The organism is Microbacterium nanhaiense (assembly GCF_014646015.1).
Lineage (GTDB): Bacteria > Actinomycetota > Actinomycetes > Actinomycetales > Microbacteriaceae > Microbacterium > Microbacterium nanhaiense.
Map to the genome: position 1 here is coordinate 33,608 of NZ_BMMQ01000006.1, position 17,443 is coordinate 51,050.

19 protein-coding genes and 1 tRNA gene are annotated in these 17,443 nt (G+C 68.5%); 10 read left to right on the forward strand and 10 right to left on the reverse strand.

Annotated elements, in window-relative coordinates; genetic code table 11:
- Positions 1 to 3: 3 nt before the first annotated feature.
- Genes IEX05_RS10255 through IEX05_RS10270 form a run of 4 tightly spaced genes read left to right on the forward strand, consistent with a single transcriptional unit; the run spans position 4 to position 2,772 of the window.
- Entirely contained in the window at positions 4 to 342 is a 339-nt protein-coding gene (locus IEX05_RS10255) for a P-II family nitrogen regulator (RefSeq protein ID WP_188701543.1), read from the forward strand.
- Positions 339 to 848, forward strand: coding sequence for a dimethylamine monooxygenase subunit DmmA family protein (locus tag IEX05_RS10260; protein ID WP_188701545.1), 510 nt, complete (start codon positions 339 to 341; stop codon positions 846 to 848). The genes IEX05_RS10255 and IEX05_RS10260 overlap by 4 nt, the downstream gene beginning before the upstream one ends.
- Positions 845 to 1,810 (forward strand): PDR/VanB family oxidoreductase, encoded by a 966-nt coding sequence (locus IEX05_RS10265; RefSeq protein WP_229661251.1) that lies wholly within the window; start codon positions 845 to 847, stop codon positions 1,808 to 1,810. Before IEX05_RS10260 ends, IEX05_RS10265 begins: the two co-directional genes overlap by 4 nt.
- Positions 1,807 to 2,772 (forward strand): heme-dependent oxidative N-demethylase family protein, encoded by a 966-nt coding sequence (locus IEX05_RS10270; protein ID WP_229661252.1) that lies wholly within the window; start codon positions 1,807 to 1,809, stop codon positions 2,770 to 2,772. The genes IEX05_RS10265 and IEX05_RS10270 overlap by 4 nt, the downstream gene beginning before the upstream one ends.
- On the opposite strand, the gene IEX05_RS10275 is transcribed toward IEX05_RS10270, so the two are convergent.
- Together IEX05_RS10275 and IEX05_RS10280 are read right to left on the reverse strand one after the other, a co-directional pair.
- Complete coding sequence (locus IEX05_RS10275; protein WP_188701551.1) at positions 2,744 to 3,094, reverse strand: potassium transporter Trk; 351 nt, start codon at positions 3,092 to 3,094, stop codon at positions 2,744 to 2,746. The two genes, IEX05_RS10270 and IEX05_RS10275, sit on opposite strands and share 29 nt — an antisense overlap.
- A 36-nt stretch (positions 3,095 to 3,130) precedes the next feature.
- A complete protein-coding gene (locus IEX05_RS10280; protein WP_188701552.1) occupies positions 3,131 to 3,484 on the reverse strand; it encodes a sterol carrier family protein in 354 nt (117 codons plus the stop codon).
- A gap of 32 nt (positions 3,485 to 3,516) precedes the next feature.
- Here IEX05_RS10280 and purD point away from each other — a divergent pair, with 32 nt between their 5' ends.
- Complete coding sequence (purD, locus tag IEX05_RS10285) at positions 3,517 to 4,782, forward strand: phosphoribosylamine--glycine ligase (RefSeq protein WP_188701554.1); 1,266 nt, start codon at positions 3,517 to 3,519, stop codon at positions 4,780 to 4,782.
- Between the two features lie 70 nt (positions 4,783 to 4,852).
- Positions 4,853 to 4,943, forward strand: a tRNA-Ser gene (locus tag IEX05_RS10290).
- Positions 4,944 to 5,031: 88 nt separating this feature from the next.
- Here the strand turns inward: IEX05_RS10290 and IEX05_RS10295 are convergent.
- From IEX05_RS10295 to IEX05_RS10310, 4 genes are all read right to left on the reverse strand, one after another.
- Complete coding sequence (locus tag IEX05_RS10295) at positions 5,032 to 5,766, reverse strand: DsbA family oxidoreductase (protein WP_188701556.1); 735 nt, start codon at positions 5,764 to 5,766, stop codon at positions 5,032 to 5,034.
- Positions 5,767 to 5,814: 48 nt separating this feature from the next.
- Positions 5,815 to 6,423 (reverse strand): excalibur calcium-binding domain-containing protein, encoded by a 609-nt coding sequence (locus tag IEX05_RS15440; protein ID WP_268237872.1) that lies wholly within the window; start codon positions 6,421 to 6,423, stop codon positions 5,815 to 5,817.
- A gap of 113 nt (positions 6,424 to 6,536) precedes the next feature.
- Complete coding sequence (gene radA / locus IEX05_RS10305) at positions 6,537 to 7,925, reverse strand: DNA repair protein RadA (RefSeq protein WP_188701558.1); 1,389 nt, start codon at positions 7,923 to 7,925, stop codon at positions 6,537 to 6,539.
- Positions 7,926 to 7,962: 37 nt separating this feature from the next.
- Positions 7,963 to 9,867, reverse strand: a complete 1,905-nt coding sequence (locus IEX05_RS10310) for a KAP family P-loop NTPase fold protein (RefSeq protein ID WP_188701560.1) — start codon at positions 9,865 to 9,867, stop codon at positions 7,963 to 7,965.
- Between the two features lie 174 nt (positions 9,868 to 10,041).
- Here IEX05_RS10310 and IEX05_RS10315 point away from each other — a divergent pair, with 174 nt between their 5' ends.
- Together IEX05_RS10315 and IEX05_RS10320 are read left to right on the forward strand one after the other, a co-directional pair.
- Positions 10,042 to 11,406: an MFS transporter gene (locus tag IEX05_RS10315; protein ID WP_188701562.1), complete on the forward strand. Its 1,365-nt coding sequence runs from the start codon at positions 10,042 to 10,044 to the stop codon at positions 11,404 to 11,406.
- Positions 11,403 to 11,756, forward strand: coding sequence for a YchJ family protein (locus IEX05_RS10320; RefSeq protein ID WP_188701563.1), 354 nt, complete (start codon positions 11,403 to 11,405; stop codon positions 11,754 to 11,756). Before IEX05_RS10315 ends, IEX05_RS10320 begins: the two co-directional genes overlap by 4 nt.
- A 197-nt stretch (positions 11,757 to 11,953) precedes the next feature.
- Here IEX05_RS10320 and IEX05_RS10325 read toward each other — a convergent pair whose 3' ends face one another.
- From IEX05_RS10325 to IEX05_RS10340, 4 genes are all read right to left on the reverse strand, one after another.
- Entirely contained in the window at positions 11,954 to 12,364 is a 411-nt protein-coding gene (locus IEX05_RS10325) for a dehydrogenase (protein WP_188701565.1), read from the reverse strand.
- Between the two features lie 16 nt (positions 12,365 to 12,380).
- Positions 12,381 to 13,055 carry a hypothetical protein gene (locus IEX05_RS10330; protein ID WP_188701567.1) on the reverse strand — a complete coding sequence of 225 codons (675 nt, stop codon included), beginning with the start codon at positions 13,053 to 13,055 and terminating at the stop codon, positions 12,381 to 12,383.
- A gap of 9 nt (positions 13,056 to 13,064) precedes the next feature.
- Positions 13,065 to 13,571, reverse strand: coding sequence for an amino-acid N-acetyltransferase (locus tag IEX05_RS10335; protein ID WP_188701569.1), 507 nt, complete (start codon positions 13,569 to 13,571; stop codon positions 13,065 to 13,067).
- A 127-nt stretch (positions 13,572 to 13,698) separates the two neighbouring features.
- Entirely contained in the window at positions 13,699 to 16,227 is a 2,529-nt protein-coding gene (locus tag IEX05_RS10340; protein WP_188701571.1) for an ATP-dependent Clp protease ATP-binding subunit, read from the reverse strand.
- A 271-nt stretch (positions 16,228 to 16,498) separates the two neighbouring features.
- Between IEX05_RS10340 and IEX05_RS10345 the strand changes: the two genes are divergently transcribed.
- Positions 16,499 to 17,230, forward strand: coding sequence for a hypothetical protein (locus tag IEX05_RS10345; RefSeq protein WP_188701573.1), 732 nt, complete (start codon positions 16,499 to 16,501; stop codon positions 17,228 to 17,230).
- Positions 17,227 to 17,442 carry a helix-turn-helix domain-containing protein gene (locus IEX05_RS10350; RefSeq protein WP_188701575.1) on the forward strand — a complete coding sequence of 72 codons (216 nt, stop codon included), beginning with the start codon at positions 17,227 to 17,229 and terminating at the stop codon, positions 17,440 to 17,442. The genes IEX05_RS10345 and IEX05_RS10350 overlap by 4 nt, the downstream gene beginning before the upstream one ends.
- Position 17,443 lies beyond the last annotated feature (1 nt).

A 17,443-nucleotide genomic window follows, 5' to 3' on the forward strand; every position in this document is an offset into this window, starting at 1 on the left:
GCCATGAAGCTGATCACCGCCATCATCCAGCCCGACCGACTCGACGACGTGCGCGAGAGCCTGAGCGCCGTGGGCGTGACCGGACTCACTGCCTCCGTCGTCAAGGGCCACGGCGCGGGCGCCTCCCGCACCGAGTACTACCGCGGCGAGGCCCATGCGATCGAGCTCCGCGACAAGGTGCGCATCGAGATCGTCGTCTCCGCCGAGCGCGAGGATGCCACGGTCGACGCGATCGTCGCCGGTGCCCGCACCGGGCAGATCGGCGACGGCAAGGTGTGGGTCGTCGACATCTCGCGGATCGTGCGCGTGCGCACCGGCGAAGAAGGCACGCAGGCGATATGAGCCTGCTCGCACCCCCGGTGGCGCGGCGCCACTCGAACGCGCCCCGCGACGAGGACATGACGGCGCTCGCGAGCGCCCGATCGGTCATCGTCGTCCGCTGCGACGGCGAGCGCCTCGCGATCCTCGTTCCGGCCGTGCCGGTCACGCGCGTGGCCGTCCGGTCGATCGGGGCCGAGGTGGACCTGCGCGAGCTGCGCGCGGCGCTCGAGGACGCGCGGGTCGGGGTCCGATTCGCCATCGTGGGGCCGGAGCGCACGGTGTACGCCGCGCGGGCCGAAATCCGCCGCGCGGGCGGGCTCGACTCGGAGATCGCGATCCGCGTCACCGATCGAGACGCCCGCGTGGTGCTCTGCGCCCACTGCCGCGAGCGCACCCCGCTCGACGGCCCCACCGGATCCGTCATCGCGTGCGCGGGATGCGGGCTGAGGCTCGTCGCGAACGAGCACTTCTCGCGGAGCCACGCGGCGTATCTCGGCCACAAGGTCGACGCGGAGACCCCCAGGTGACCGCCGTGACGCTGCCCGCCCTGCGCAACGGACTGGACCTCGTCGTCGCCGACGTCGTCGAGCGGCCCGGCGGAATCCGCTCGATCGCGCTCGCGGCCCCCGGCGGCGAGGAGCTTCCCGGTTTCACCGCCGGCAGCCACCTCGTCGTCGGGTGCGGCGGGCAGGCGAACGCCTATTCGCTCACCGGCGAGGGGATCTTCCCCGAGCGCTACACGCTCTCCGTGTTGCGGCGCGACGAGGGGCGGGGCGGCAGCGCCTTCATGCACACCCTCGCGGTCGGCGACGCCGTGCGCGCGTCCCGCCCGCGCAGCGCCTTCGCGCCCGTCGCCGATGCGCGTCTGCACCTGCTGATCGCGGGCGGGATCGGCGTCACGCCGATCCTGTCGCACGCGCGCGCAGCCGCCGCCTGGGGCCGGCGCGCGGCGATCCTGTACGTGCACGCGCCCGGATCCGATGCCCACCTCGACGACCTCGAGGACGTCGCACGGGTCGCGGGATTCGAGCTCGTCGCCTGCGAGGGGCGCGCGTCGCTGCCGCAGGCCCTCGCCGGGTTCCTCGGCGACCGCCCCCTCGGGTCCCATCTGTACACCTGCGGCCCCGAGGGATTCATGGAACGCGTCCTCGGCGAGGCGCGGGCGGCGGGGTGGCCCGAGGACCGCCTCCACTCGGAGGCGTTCGGATCGGCGCAGCTGGATCCGGGGGCGCCCTTCACCGCCACGCTTGCGCGCAGCGGCGAGCGCGTGAGCGTGCCCGCGGGCGTCTCGCTGCTCGAGGCGCTCGAGGGCGCCGGGCGCGCGATTCCGAACATGTGCCGGCAGGGGGTCTGCGGCGAGTGTGTCCTGGCCGTGCGCGTCGGGCGACCCCTGCACCGCGATTCCTACCTCAGCGACGACGAGCGCGAGTCGGCGATCATGCCGTGCGTCTCCCGCTGCGTCGATACCGAACTGGAGCTCGACCTGTGATCACGACCGCCGCCCGGCTCGACCGCTTCCCCTTCCCCTTTCGCGACGACACCTACCGGTACTCGACGAACGTCGAACCCGCGCGCGGGGCCCAGAAGACCGCGGCGGGGCTCTGGGGCGACCGGATCCTCGAGATCGACGACGGATACGCGCGGGAGCTCGCGCTGCGGGCGCGGATCCTGTCGAGCGACCCGACCCGCGCGGCGACCGCGCCCCACATGCGGGCGGCCGAGTGGGACGCCCTGGTGTACTGCCTCTCCGAGCTCGCCGCGAGCTACCCCGAGACGATGAGCTTCACGCGCGAGGGCACGCGGCTGCGCTGGGTCAATGCGCTGCAGGGGCTCGAACTCAAGGCCGCCTACGGCGACGACGCCTCGCTGCCCGGCGGGCCGCTCGCCTTCCTCGCGACGCAGATCCAGGAGGACATCGCCCTGCTCGACCAGCGCGAGAACGCGCTCTGGCTCGACGCGGGCGTCGTGACCTTCGCCGCCGACTGGTCGATGGGTTTCGACACCGGCATGCGCTTCCTGGAGATCCACGAGGAGCGGATCATCGCGCGGGCGCACCAGTTCCTGCTGCGCATGCAGCCGCACGACGCCTTCCGGCGCACCAATTGGACGATGTCGGTCGACGGCCGGCTCGACACCTCCACCGAAAGCTACCCGGAGTGGGGGCCAGACCGCGTCGAGGTCGTCGATGACCCCGCCCTGCCGGACCGCCTGCACCTGCGCGTCGAGGTGCAGCACCTGATCCGCCTGCCGCACTCGGGCGCGATCATGTTCCTGATCCGCTCGTATCTCGAACCGCTCCGCGCGCTTGCCGAGGTTCCGGGCTGGGCGGAGCGCATCGGAAACGTGCTCCGCGAACTGCCCGAGGACATGGCCGACTACAAGGGAATCACGCGGTACCGCCACCGCGCGGCCGACTGGCTCCTCAGTCGAGCGAACCCGTCTCGTCGGTGACTTCGCGCACGACGTTGACCTGACGCGTGCGACGGCCGACAGTGCGGTCGAGGATCATCGCGAGGATCAGCATGACCGCGATGCCCGCGGGGACGCACCACAGCAGGATGAATCCGAAGGTCTGCGACTGCGAGTACCGCACCTCGGTGAACGGACTCGGCTCGCTCGTGCCGGTGAAGGCGAAGGTGAGGATGAGCGCGGCGATGAGGCCGAGGGCCACGCCGATGGCGGTGAAGACGCCGTACTTGGGCGAACGCCGCACGGCCACGGGGCTCACCTGACTCACGCGAACAGCTTCGTTCTCGGCACGTGCATCATCCATGCCGTCAATGTTCGCACTCGCACCCTGTGAGCGGTCTCACCAGCGCACGGGAAGGATCCCGGAGATGTCTGCACGGGTGCCGGACACGGCGATCCTGCCCTCCGATACCGCGTCCGTCCACGTGCTCGCGCCCGTCGCGAGCGCGAGCCAGGTCGCCGCGTCGGTCTCGACGACGTTCGGCGGCGTGCCGCGGTGATGCGAGAGCCCCTGGATCACCTGGACCGCACCGAAGGGCGGTACCCGCACCTCCACGCTCTTGCCCGGGGCCTTCTCCTCGAGCAGTTGCAGGAGGTATCGCACGGCCATCGCCGTCTGCTGACGGGCGGGGGCATCGCCGAGCGCGGCGCGGACCGCGGCGCGGCCTTCTTCGGTGTCGATCTTTCGAGCCATGCACCCATTGTCTCCGCCGGTACCCTGGAGGGGTGAAGATCCTCGTTCTCGGCTCCGGCGCACGTGAGCACGCAATTGTCCTTGCCCTCAGGTCTGATGCTGCGCAGCACGAGGTGCTCGCAGCCCCGGGCAACGCCGGCATCGGGCGCGACGCGGCGCTCGTCGACGTCGACATGATGAGCCCGTCGAGCGTCACGGCGTATGCGAAGTCGCACGGCGTCGACCTCGTCGTCGTCGGGCCGGAGGCGCCCCTCGTCGCGGGTGTCGCCGACGCGCTGCGCGAGCACGGGATCCCCGTCTTCGGCCCCGGCAAGCGCGCCGCGCAGCTCGAAGGATCCAAGGCGTTCGCCAAGCGGATCATGGAGAACGCGAACGTCCCCACGGGCCGAGCCGTGCACGCCCGCACCCTCGACGACACCGCCGCGGCGCTCGACGAGTTCGGCGCGCCCTACGTTGTCAAGGCCGATGGTCTCGCCGCCGGTAAGGGCGTCATCGTCACCGACGATCGCGCGGCAGCGCTCGAGCACGCCTCGGCATTCCTGCCGAGCGGACCCGTGCTCGTCGAGGAGTTCCTCTCGGGCCCCGAGGTGTCGCTCTTCTTCCTCAGCGACGGCGACACCGTGCGGCCGCTCAGCCCCGCGCAGGACTTCAAGCGCGCCCTCGACGGCGACCAGGGGCCGAACACGGGCGGCATGGGCGCCTACTCGCCGCTCCCCTGGCTCGCGGATCAGTTCGGCAGCGTCGACGCGTTCGTCGACGAGGTCACCGAGACGGTCGCGAAGCCCGTCATCGCCGAGCTCGACCGCGACGGCTCGCCGTTCATCGGCCTGCTCTACGCCGGCCTGATCATCACCGAGCAGGGCGTGCGCGTGATCGAATTCAACGCGCGCTTCGGCGACCCCGAGACGCAGATCGTTCTGCCGCGCCTGCAGACCTCGCTCGCCGAACTGCTGATGGCAGCCGCGACCGGCACGCTCGAAGACCAGCCGCGACCGGTCTTCTCCGACGATGTCGCCGTCACCGTCGTGCTCGCGAGCGAGGGATACCCCGCCTCCGCCGTCACCGGCCGCGAGATCACCGGCCTCGACGAGGCGGCCGCGGTCGAGGGCGTCCACATCACGCACGCCGCGACGGCGCTCGAGGGCGACACGCTCATCGCGACCGGCGGCCGCGTGCTGAACGTCGTCGGCACCGGATCCACCTTCGCGATCGCGCGCTCGCGCGCCTACGAAGCGATCGCGAAGATCGGGCTCGAGGGCGGCCAGTTCCGCACCGACATCGCCGCAAAGGTGGCGTAGGCGGCGTCGACACGCCCGGGCATCGACGCCGGATTTGGCACCTCGAAGCCACGACCGTAAGCTTGATCTCGGTGACGTGTCCGAGCGGCCGAAGGTGCAACACTCGAAATGTTGTGTAGGGTAACCCCCTACCGCGGGTTCAAATCCCGCCGTCACCGCCACAAGAAAACCCCTGGGTAACCAGGGGTTTTCTGCTTTTCTGGGGCGAGCCGTGCGGGCACCGGCATCGATGGCCGGTGCCCGCACCGGTCAGACGGGGCAGCCGTCGGGGCCGCAGACCTCGCCGTCGGGGGTCATCAGGTTGAGGGCCGGCTTCGGGTTGAGCTCGTCGTAGACCTGGGTCAGCGCCTGCTGGAAGACCTCGATCGGCTGCGCACCGGATACGCCGTAGCGACCGTCGAGCACGTAGAACGGCACCCCACGGATCCCGAGCTGCGCCGCCTGCGCGATGTCGCCCTCGACGTCGGCCGCGTGCTTCGCGGGGTCCGCGAGCACAGCGTCGGCGGCCTCAGCGGACAGACCCGCGTCGACGACGACGCTCTTCAATGCGGCGTGGTCGCCGACATCGAGCCCGTTCTGGAAGTAGGCGAGGAAGAGGGCGTCGACGACCTGCCGTTGCACGCCCTCGCCCGCTGCCGCCTGGATGAGGCGATGCGCGGTGAAGGTGTTCGCGGGAACGACGGCGTCGTGGTTGAATTCGAAGCCCACCTCGGCGGCGCCGGCGCTCAGGTGCTGGTGGCTCTGTTCGAGCATCTTCGGATCGAAACCGCGCCCCGCCAGGTACTCCGCCTGCGATTGCGTCGCCTTCTCGGGGAGCGTCGGGTCGAGCTGGTACGAGTGGTAGCGCACGTCGACGTTCTCGCCGAACGGCAACTTCTCGATGACGGCGTCGAGCCGGCGTTCGCCCAGCAGACACCAGGGGCAGGCCACGTCGAGCCAGATATCGATTCCGAGGCGCGCAGGAGCGGAGGTCGTGTCGGTCATATGAGCGTCAACCACCCGCTACTGAGCTTTGTTCCCCTGGGAACTGCGTTACTCGCAACCCACGCCGTCGCCGTCGCGGTCAAGATGACTGGCGTAACCGGGGTCACCGCGGTACACCGGTGCCGCTCCCGCCGCTCGCGCCTCCGAGCAATTCTTGTAGGAAACGCTACCGCCGCTCTCGACCGCAGCCTGCTCCGGCTGGGGCTCGGGCGCCACCGGCGTCGCGGCAGCGGCGGCAGCTTCGAGCTCACCGATTCGTGCGTCGCGCTCGTCCACAAGTGCCGAAGCCTCTTCGGCCTGCTGAAGCGCCTCATCCGCCTCCTGAGCCGCGTCCACCGCCTTCTGTTTCTCCACCTCGATCGCGCTCCCGAGATCGTCGATCTGACGCTGAAGATCCGCAGTAGTGTCCTCAAGCTCTTCTGCTGCCGAGCGAGCTTGTTCGGAATCAACTGACGCGGCGTCGGCGCGATCTTCGGCGGCTTCTAGCTGGGCCGAGATCAGTGCGTTCTCTGCGGTCAGTTCGTCGATCTCGGCGGAGCTGCTCGACGAGCCGCCCACGCTCCCGATCACGATCCCCCCGGCGAGCACAGCCCCCACCAAAATTGCAGTTGCTTTGCGTGACATCGTTCCGTTCAAGAACCGGGGCAGGCGCGACACATCGTCTCCTCGAGAGATATTTCAGGGGTCTCAAGAAGACTAGGGCAGATATATCTGTCACGGGAGGCCCGATCGCAGGCATATAAACCCGACGCTGAGGGCATTCCGGCCGATCAGAACGGCGCGATGTCGTCCTCGGTCAGCTTGGCGCGGCGCTTGCCGCCGCTCGCGCGCGGGCTGCGGGTCATCAGGGCGTCGAGCGCGCTCTGCAGTCGCCCTGCCCTGTCGTCGATCGTGTGCGTGTAGCCGAGCCGCTTCGCCTCGGTGCGGCGCTGGGCCGCCTGCGTCACGGGGCGCACCTCACCCGCCAACGACAGCTCACCGGACACCGCGATGTCGCGCGGTATTGCGAAGTTCTTGATGGATCCGGCGACCGCGGCGGCGATCGCGAGATCGGCGGCCGGCTCGGAGAAGCGCACCCCGCCGACCGTCGAGACGTAGACCTCCTGGTCGCTGGTCTTGATCCCGGCGCGGCGCTCGAGGACGGCGAGCACCATGGCGACGCGTGACGAGTCGACGCCGTGCACGACGCGACGCGGATTGGGGGCGTTGGTGGGGATCGTCAGCGCCTGCACCTCGACCGGCAGTGCCCGCTGGCCCTCCATGGAGATTCCGACGCACGTGCCCGCCTCGGGGTCGCCCTTCGAGAGGAACATGCTGGACGGATCCGGGACCTCGCGGATCCCCGCGCCCGTCATCTCGAAGCAACCGACCTCGTCCGTCGGGCCGAAGCGGTTCTTCAGGGCACGAATGAAGCGCAGCGCCGTCTGTCGGTCTCCCTCGAAGTGGCATACGACGTCGACGAGGTGCTCGAGCACGCGGGGGCCCGCGACGTTCCCGTCCTTCGTCACGTGACCGACGATGATGATGGGCAGGCTGCGCTCCTTTGCCACGCGGATCAGCGTCGAGGCGACCTCCCGTACCTGGCCCGGCATGCCCGCCGCGCCATCCTGATCCGCGGAGGCGACCGTCTGCACGGAGTCGACGATGACGAGCTCGGGCTCGACCTGGTCGATGTGCCCGAGAACCGTCGCGAGATCGACCTCACTGGCCAGGAAGAGCTCGTCGTGCAGGGCGTCAGTGCGCTCGGCGCGCAGGCGCACCTGTGCCACCGATTCCTCCGCACTGACATACAGCACGCGGCGCCCCTCCTTTGCGGCCCGCGCCGCGACCTCGAGCAGCAGCGTCGACTTGCCGACCCCGGGTTCGCCCGAGAGCAGGATCGCCGCGCCCGGCACGATGCCCCCGCCGAGCACCCGGTCGAACTCCCCCACACCGCTCTGACGCCGCGGCAAGTCGCTCGTGGAGATCTGCGTGATCGGCCGCGCCGAGGCCGTGGGAGCCAACGACTGAACGCGTTTCGCCGCCGCCTTCGCCGTCATGCCGGCTTCTTGGACCGTGCCCCACTGCTGGCACTCGCCGCACCGCCCGACCCACTTCATCGTCGTCCACCCGCACTCGGAGCAGACGTACGCGGGGGCGGAGGAACGTTTCGTGGCCATGCGTACAAGGCTAGGCGGGTCCACTGACAAACGAAGCTCAGGCTTGCATAACGAGACGCGAGCGCGCGATATCGAGCCAGAACTCGGCGAGACGCCGACGAAGATCGGTCTCCTCCGGGCGGATCTGCCCCACCGAGAACCACTTGTTGTCATTCGAATTGATACGCGAATGATCGAGGTCCTGAAACTTCTCCCGAAGCTTGTCGAGCCAGTATCCGGGATGGGGCTCGTTCGCCCATCGCGGCTCAAAGGTGACGTGGAAGAACCGCTGCCTGATCACGACCATGCCGATGCGCCGACCGTTCGACTCGATGACCCAATCCTGCGGAGACGACGAGCTCGCGCCCACCCGGATGTCGTCGCTATACGTCTCGAGAACCCGCACGAACTCCTCCGGGCCGTGGAGCGCGGCATCGAGCGCGCGCCATCCCCGCTGCTCCATGTGGGCCCGGCGCGCCGCGGCGCCATACTTCTTTCCGCGGGTTCCGGTTTGCGGTTGAGATGAGGAACCACCCGAGCTCGTCGTCATCGCTTGCGTCATCGCGGCGGTGAATGTCGCCCGGTCGAACGCGCCGCCAACGAGGAACTGATCCCCGATGACCTTGCCGAGCGCCGCGAAGCGCGTCGCACCGCGCTCGATGCCGAGGCCCGCGTACTCGGCTTCGTTGCGCTGGGCGTCCTCTGCGGAGATCTCGCCCGTGCCGCCGCCCTCCTCATCCGGCATGATGTAGCTCTGCACGAGTTCGTGATCTTCGATGGCCTCCGTGTCGACGATCGCGGCGTAGGCATCGGGGTACGCGGTCTGCAAGCAGAGCACCGCGAAGAGCTGCAGATCACCGACGCTGTGATCGCCCGTGTCGCTCTTGGAGATATCCGCGATCATTCGGAGGAGCGAGAAGGTATTGATCAGGCGCTTGATCGATCGCGGATTGCTCCCGACCGAGGCGGCGACCAACTGTCCGAACACCCTCTTCTCTTCTGCGCCGCGCAGCTCGATCCCGATCTGCGCGATCAAGGTTTCGATGAATTCATCGACCCTGTACGCGCTGACCGGCAGCTGAAACGGAACCTGGATGATCTTGTCGAAGAACGCACGCGCCTTCGCTTCGTCTCCTTTGTCTGTGAGGTCGTACTTCTGCATCACGCCGCGCTTGACGACCTCGAAGTCGATGGCCAGCACGAACACGCAATGCGGTACATCCAGGAAAAGCTTGAGGGCTTCCATGAGCTCGACGGCTTTGCGCGGCTCGAGGCGGTCGAGATCGTCGATGAAGACAACGACTCGTCCCTTAGGTGTGTGGTCCACCCCGGGCGCGGCGCTCACCAATTCATCGACCGCGGCGGCGAACTTCTCGCGGACATTCACCAACGTCGCCGCGGCATCCGCTCCATCCGCGGAGTGCGCGCTGTGGAACGCGCGCGTAACCTCGTCGAGCACGCCGCCGAGCGCGCTTCCTCCCGCAGCGGTCAGTCCCGCACGGAGCAGCCCGATACCCGTCGCCGAGGCAATGGGAGCGACCGATTTCAGGAACTCCGCTCGCTTTGCACTCTTCGACGCGGAGTTTGCGAGGAGCAGATGCGCCCCGAGGTTTTCGAGCATGCTCCCGACAAGCTTCTCGCCCATGTCGAACTGCGAATACTGCCAGGTGTTGAACCGGATCGTGTAGATCGGTTCGCCCCGGACGGCATCGGGCTTCTCCTCGGGAGGATCCGAAAGGCGAAAGTGAGCGTGCGGTGCAAGCTCACTCTCCACGAGGAGCATCGTGTTTGTCTTGCCCGTACCCCAGTCTCCTTGGACAGCTATCGTCATCGGCGTCTGACAATGCGTGATGAAACGCGCCAGGCCCGCCACGAACGGCTTCGCGTTGAGAAGATCGTGTCCGCGCGGGGTATCGATGACCCCCGCGAACACAGGTGCCTTGTCGACTTTTCGGGTGCCCATAGGCGCCACCCTAGTGGTATTCCGACCCGGCGCGAGAGGCATCGGCCAGGGCAGGCCGCCGGCGACGTCGACGAACGACGCACCGATCGGGCCCTCGCGCCCCCGCGGGAGCGGGAGAATGGGCGCATGAAGACCTCTCCGGACGACGTCACGCCCACGACGGGCGCGTAGACGATGCCCTCGCCGACGCGGATCCTCTGGGTCGCGATCCTCGCCTCGTTCGTGTCGTTCCTCGACGGCACGATCGTCAACGTCGCCCTGCCCGCGATCGACCGGGAGCTCGGCGGCGGACTCGCGACGCAGCAGTGGGTCGTCGACGGGTATCTCGTGACGCTCGGCGCCCTGATGCTCGTCGCGGGATCCGTCAGCGACTCCTTCGGGCGCGCGCTCGTACTGCGCATCGGCCTCGTCGGATTCGGCGTCGCCTCGGTGGCGATCGCCATCGCGCCGGATCCCCTGATCCTCATCGCCGCGCGCCTCCTGCAGGGCGCCGCCGGCGCCTTCCTCGTCCCGAGTTCACTCGCCCTCATCACCTCTGCGTTCGACGAGCCGGCGAGGGCGAAGGCCATCGGCACGTGGACGTCGTTCACGACGGGTGCGATGATCGCGGGACCGCTGATCGGTGGCGCGCTCGTCGACCTCGCGAGCTGGCGCCTCGCCTTCCTGATCAACGTCCTCCCGATCGCCGCGACGCTCTGGCTCGCGCGCGGGATCCGGGATCCGCAACGCCGCCCCGACGCGCGGATCGACGCGCTCGGCGCGACAATGTGCGTGCTCGGCCTCGGCGGCGTCGTATTTGCGCTCATCGAGCAGCCGCGACGCGGCTGGGCGGATCCGGCGATCCTCGCGGCCGCGATCGGCGGGCTCGCGCTGTTCGCGCTGTTCCTCCTGCGGCAGCGCACGTCCCGCTCACCGATCCTCCCCCTCGGGCTGTTCCGGGTAAGGAACTTCTGGACGGGCAACCTCGCGACGGCATTCGTCTATGCGGCGCTCTCGCTCAACGGCTTCGTGCTCGCGATCTACCTGCAGCAGGGCGCGGGGCTTTCGGCGACGCTCGCGGGGCTCGCGAGCCTGCCGGTGACGATCCTCATGATCCTGTTCAGTTCGCGCGCCGGCGAGCTGGCCGGGAAATGGGGCGCGCGCTGGTTCATGACGGCGGGCCCCCTGCTCATGGCGGCCGGCTCGCTGATCCTGCTGCTCGTCGCCGACGACTTCGACTACTGGTGGCAGGTCCTGCCCGGCATGGTCGTCTTCGGCCTCGGACTGACGACGACCGTCTCGCCGCTCACGTCGACGATCCTCGGCGCGATCGACGCCGAGCGCAGCGGCATCGCGAGCGCCGTCAACAACGCCGTCTCACGCGTGGCCGGTCTCATCGCCGTCGCGATGATCGGCACCGCGGTCGGCGGGTTGCTCGATCTCGCGGGCTTCCACCGCGCGTGCATCATCGTCGCGGCGCTCCTCGCGGCGGGCGGCGTCGTCTCGTGGGCGGGCATCCGGGATCGGCGCGCGCCCGCAGGCGAGAGAATGGATCCATGACCACCTGCCCCTGTGGATCCGCCGACTACGACGCGTGCTGCGGCGCGCTACACCGCGGCGCACGCGACGCCGAGACGGCGGAGGAGCTCATGCGCTCGCGGTACTCCGCCTTCGCGAAGGGTGATGCGTTCTACCTCGCGCGCACCTGGCACCCGCGCACCCGCCCCGACGACCTCTCGATGGATCCGTCGCTGCGGTGGACGGGGCTGACGATCCTCGCATCGTCTGACGACACGGTCGACTTCATCGCGCGCTACGTTGACGCCGAGGGCCCCGGCGAACTCCGCGAACACTCGCGCTTCTCCCGTCGCGCGGGGCGCTGGGTCTACGTCGACGGCGACGTGGGCTGAACCGCAGTTGCGGCGATAAGCCGAACCTGCGGATCCACACGCGCAAGTGCTCCACAATTGCGGGTCGTTCCCGCGGGGTGGGCGCCGGTCCGCGCGTGCGACCCGCTGAGCCGCAACTTCGGAGATAAGCCGCAACTGCGGATCCAGATCCGCGTGCACTCCGCAATTGCGGGTCATCTCCGCGGGAGCGAGCAGGCTCAGGCGCGGAGGGCGTCCAGGATGTCGGCCGGGGCGGCCTGCATGGGATGCGGGCCGGCGATGTCGATGAACACCGTCGTGATGGTGCCCTCGTGGGTCGTGAGGAAGGCCTCGAGCCAGGAGGCGGAGTACGACGCGACCGTCGGCGGCAGGTTCGCCGGCTTATTGCGGGCGTCGCTGAAGAGCAGCAGCGCCACGTCGCCCGTCTTGGCGTCGCGGTACGTCCACACCTCGCCCGAGTCGAGCGGGTTGTCGCGATCGCCAGCCGAGATCAGTGGCACGATGGTGTTGCCGTTCCGCAGCGACAGGGCGATGGCCGCCATGTCCTGCTTCTCCAGCGCCTGAGCGAGCGCCTCCGAACGGAACTCCTCCGGATCCAGCTGCTCCGGCTTCTTGCGCTTTTTCGCCATGCAACAAGCCTATGGGTTACAGCGTGAACGACTTCTCGGGAGACGCGATATCGCTCAGCTTGACGGTGAGGTTATAGGTGGCGCCGGACGGCGCCGCCGGGCGCTCCTCGGCCTCGCAGGTGTCCGGGTAGGAGCGGGTGCGGTCCCAGATGATCGGCGACTCGGTCTCGGCGCTCTGCCCCGCCTTGATGGTGTTCCACTGGTCGGCGGGATCCACGGCGCAGTCGCTCGACCGCCACCAGACGTCGACGCCGCTAGAGATCTGGTACACCTGCGCGGAGGTACCGACGTTGACGAGGCAGTCGACGGATCCGACGTTCGTGACCTTCATCCGCAGCTGCGGCAATTCGTCCGCGCCGTAGGCCGTCTTGTCGAGGAGCGCCTCGACCTCGAGCGCTCCCGAGGCGCAGACCTCCGGCGTCGGCGACTCGGACGGATCCTGGTTCGACGCGGATCCCGCGCCCGGCCCCCCGGTCGGGAAGATCGTCGGGACGGGTTCCGGGGTCTTCACGACCGCCGGACCGGGCTTCAGGAAGGGCAGGTTCTCCCACGGCTTCTCGTTGACGAGCCAGCGCACCCCGAAAACAGCGCCCACGACGACGGCGGCGAGAACGATCAGCGTGATGAGGCCCACCGCCAGACGGCGACGGCGATACATCACCTTCTTCGACGGTCTGCGCTTCTCTGCCACCCCGCCACCTTACGTGAGGCGCTTGAGCATGCGCGTGTTGCCGAGGGTGTTCGGCTTCACGTGCGCGAGGTCGAGGAACTCGGCCACGCCCTCGTCACGGCTTCGCACCAGCTGGGCGTAGACGTCGGGGGTGACGATCTGTTCGCCGATCTCGGTGAAGCCGCGGCGCGAGAAGAACTCGACCTCAAAGGTCAGGCAGAACAGGCGCGTGAGCCGCAGCTCGCGCGCGACGGCCTCGAGGGCCTCGACGATGCGACGCCCGACGCCCTTGTGCAGCCAGTCGTCGGAGACGAGCAGGGTGCGTACCTCGCCGAGGTCTTCCCACATGACGTGCAGCGCGCCCGCGCCGATGACGCGGTCGTCGCTGTCGACGGCGACGAGGAACTCCTGGGTCGCCTCGTACAGCACCACGAGCTCCTTGCCCAGCAGGATCCGACGCTCGACGTACGGCTGCATGAGGGCATGCACCTGAATCATGTCGTCAGCTCGGGCCGGGCGTATGGAGTACTCGCTCATCGACAGCCAGGCTACTCCCGTGCCCTGAGAGGGTCGCCAGGAACCGCGGTGCGGCGGCTTGCCGCGAGCGCGGCCCTCACACGACGAGTGGGCCCACCCCGAAGGGTGGGCCCACTCGTCGTCGCGCTTACTCCGCGGCCGCGATGTCGGGGGTTGCCGACAGGTCGCCGCCCTGGTTCACGCCGACCGCGATGCGCTCGCCGCGCGGCGCGTTCTCGAAGGTGAACTGTCCGTCGGCGAAGTCGACCTTGATGTGGTGTCCCGACTCGAGCTGACCGGAGAGCATCGACTCCGACAGGCGATCCTCGATCTCGCGAACCATCGCGCGGCGCAGCGGACGCGCACCGAGCGTCGGGTCGTAACCGATCTCGATGAGGCGCTCCTTGGCCGCCTGCGACAGCTCGATCGACATGTCGCGGTCGAGCAGACGCTCACCCAGGCGCTTGACGAACAGATCTACGATCTGCAGGAGCTCTTCCTTGTTCAGCTGCGGGAAGACGATGACATCGTCGACGCGGTTGAGGAACTCGGGCTTGAAGTGACGCTTGAGTTCCTCGTCGACCTTGCCCTTCATGCGCTCGTACGTCGTCTTCGCGTTGCCCTCGATCTGGAAGCCGACCGGGCCACCGGCGATCGCCGAGGAACCGAGGTTCGTCGTCATGATGATCACGGTGTTCTTGAAGTCGATCACGCGGCCCTGACCGTCGGTCAGGCGACCCTCTTCGAGGATCTGCAGCAGCGAGTTGAAGATGTCCGGGTGGGCCTTCTCGATCTCGTCGAAGAGCACGACCGAGAACGGCTTGCGACGCACGCGCTCGGTGAGCTGGCCGCCCTCCTCGAACCCGACGAACCCGGGAGGGGCGCCGAAGAGGCGCGACACGGTGTGCTTCTCGCCATACTCCGACATGTCGAGGCTGATCAGGGCGTCCTCGTCATCGAAGAGGAACTCCGCGAGGGCCTTGGCGAGCTCGGTCTTACCGACACCCGTGGGGCCGGCGAAGATGAAGGATCCCGAGGGACGCTTCGGATCCTTGAGGCCCGCGCGCTGGCGGCGGATCGTCTTCGAGAGGGCCGCGATGGCCTCTTCCTGACCGATGACGCGCTCGTGCAGCGCGCGCTCCATGAAGACGAGACGGCTGGTCTCCTCCTCGGTGAGCTTGAACACCGGGATACCCGTCGCCTGGGCGAGCACCTCCGCGATCAGACCCTCGTCGACGACCTCCTTCGACTGGATGTCGCCCGAGCGCCACTGCTTCTCGAGGCGCAGGCGCTCGCCGAGCAGCTGCTTCTCCTCGTCGCGCAGGGCGGCGGCCTTCTCGAAGTCCTGCTCCTCCGACGCCTTCTCCTTGTCGGCGCGCACGGCGGCGATCTTCTCGTCGAACTCGCGCAGCTCCGGCGGGCTCGACAGGATCGACAGGCGCAGGCGAGCGCCGGCCTCGTCGATCAGGTCGATGGCCTTGTCGGGCAGGAAGCGATCCTGCACGTACCGGTCGGCGAGGTTCGCGGCGGCGACGAGGGCGCCGTCGGTGATCTGTACCTTGTGGAACGCCTCGTAGTGGTCGCGCAGGCCCTTGAGGATGTTGATGGTGTGCGGCAGCGACGGCTCCGCGACCTGGATCGGCTGGAAGCGGCGTTCGAGCGCCGCGTCCTTCTCGAAGTGCTTGCGGTACTCGTCGAGCGTCGTCGCACCGATCGTCTGCAGCTCGCCGCGGGCGAGCAGCGGCTTCAGGATGTTCGCGGCGTCGATCGCGCCCTCGGCGGCGCCCGCACCCACGAGGGTGTGGATCTCGTCGATGAAGACGATGATGTCGCCGCGCGTGCGGATCTCCTTCGTGACCTTCTTGAGGCGCTCTTCGAAGTCACCGCGGTAGCGGGATCCGGCGATGAGCGAGCCGAGGTCGAGCGAGTAGACCTGCTTGTCCTTCAGCGTCTCGGGGACGTCGCCCTTCACGATCGCCTGGGCGAGCCCCTCGACGACGGCCGTCTTGCCGACGCCGGGCTCGCCGATCAGGACGGGGTTGTTCTTGGAGCGGCGCGACAGGATCTGCATGACGCGCTCGATCTCCTTCTCGCGCCCGATCACCGGGTCGAGCTGGCCGTCGCGCGCGGACTGCGTGAGGTTGCGACCGAACTGGTCGAGCACCTGCGAGCCCTTGGTGCTGCCCGCGGTCTCGTGCTGCTCCTGACCGCCCGGGGTCACACCCACGGGCTCCTTGCCCTGGTGGCCCGAGAGCAGCTGGATGACCTGCTGGCGCACCTTGTTCAGGTCGGCGCCGAGCTTCACGAGCACCTGGGCTGCGACGCCCTCGCCCTCGCGGATCAGGCCGAGCAGGATGTGCTCCGTGCCGATGTAGTTGTGGCCGAGCTGCAGCGCCTCGCGGAGGCTCAGCTCGAGCACCTTCTTCGCGCGCGGCGTGAAGGGGATGTGGCCGGTCGGCTGCTGTTGCCCCTGGCCGATGATGTCCTGCACCTGCTCGCGCACGGCGTCGAGCGAGATGTCCAGGGCCTCGAGTGCCTTCGCCGCGACGCCCTCGCCCTCGTGAATGAGGCCGAGCAGGATGTGCTCCGTGCCGATGTAGTTGTGGTTGAGCATCTTCGCCTCTTCTTGGGCGAGCACGACCACGCGGCGGGCACGGTCTGTGAACCTCTCGAACATGTCACTCCTCCGGGCGCTTGACGGTTCGCACGGCACGTCTAACGCGCCGTGTTTCTAAGGTAATCAGCGATCAGACCCCAGGGCGCCGTGTTCGCCGTGGGCATATCTGGATCCGGCGGCGCCCGGTGGATCCGCCGGCGGACAAGACTCCCCTCGCATTTAACGATATTCGTTGTTATCGTTTTTCGTAAACACCAAGAAGGGGCGTCATGGTCACAGCGAGCGGCACCGATCTGCGGCCGGACTCACAGCGCGATACGGAGGGGCTCGTATGATCAGCGTCGGAGGCAGTTCGGTCGGTGAGACGTTGGGGTTTCTCGCGCTCGCGCTCGCCCTCGCCGTCCTCATCATCGCCTGGGTGGTCGCGAGGGGAAGACGTCGCGGCAGCACGACGATCGCACTCGACACGGCCTTTGCGCTGTCGTCGTGGATCACCGGCGTGGGCGCGGTCTTCGCGCTCATTCGTTTCGGGGCGGCGCTCGTCGACGAGCGCGCCGAGATTTCCACCTCGCAGGTCACTCTCGACGCTGCGGACTCCTTGCCCTGCGGTCACCACGTGGAGAGCGATCGCAGCGGCGACGGCCCCTGGCTCGAGTGCATCGTCAGCGCGTCCACCCGCGTCAGTGTGGATGGCGTTCCGCTGGGTGCGCGAGCGCTCCTCGCCACCGGCGAGCTCCTCACGACGATCGCGATCCTCGCACCGTTCGCCCTGGTCGCCGCCGTCTGCTTCGAAACGCTCCGCGGGCGCACGTTCGGAAACACCGTCATTCGCTCGCTGTGGACCGCCGCGGCCGTGATCCTCGCCGCCGGCACTTTGGGCGGCGCCATCGCACCATTCGGCGAGTTCCTCGCACTCTCGGGCATCGACTCGGCCTACGCGCCGCAATCGGTCCACACCTCGCTCACGCTCCTCCCCCTGGGCGGCGCGCTTCTCTGCGCCGCCCTCGCGGCAATCTTCCGCCACGGCGCACGCCTGCAGCGCGATACGGAAGGGCTCGTATGACCGAGCTCTCGGGGATCCACTGCCGGCTCGATACGCTGCTCGCCGAGCGCGGCATGACGCTCACTGCCCTCGCCGACGCCGTCGGGGTGAGCATCGTGAACCTGTCGATCCTCAAGAACGACCGCGCGAAGGCGATCCGCTTCTCCACACTGGTGGCGATCTGCGATGCCCTCGACTGCGAGGTAGGTGATTTGCTCGTGCGGGCGCGGTGAT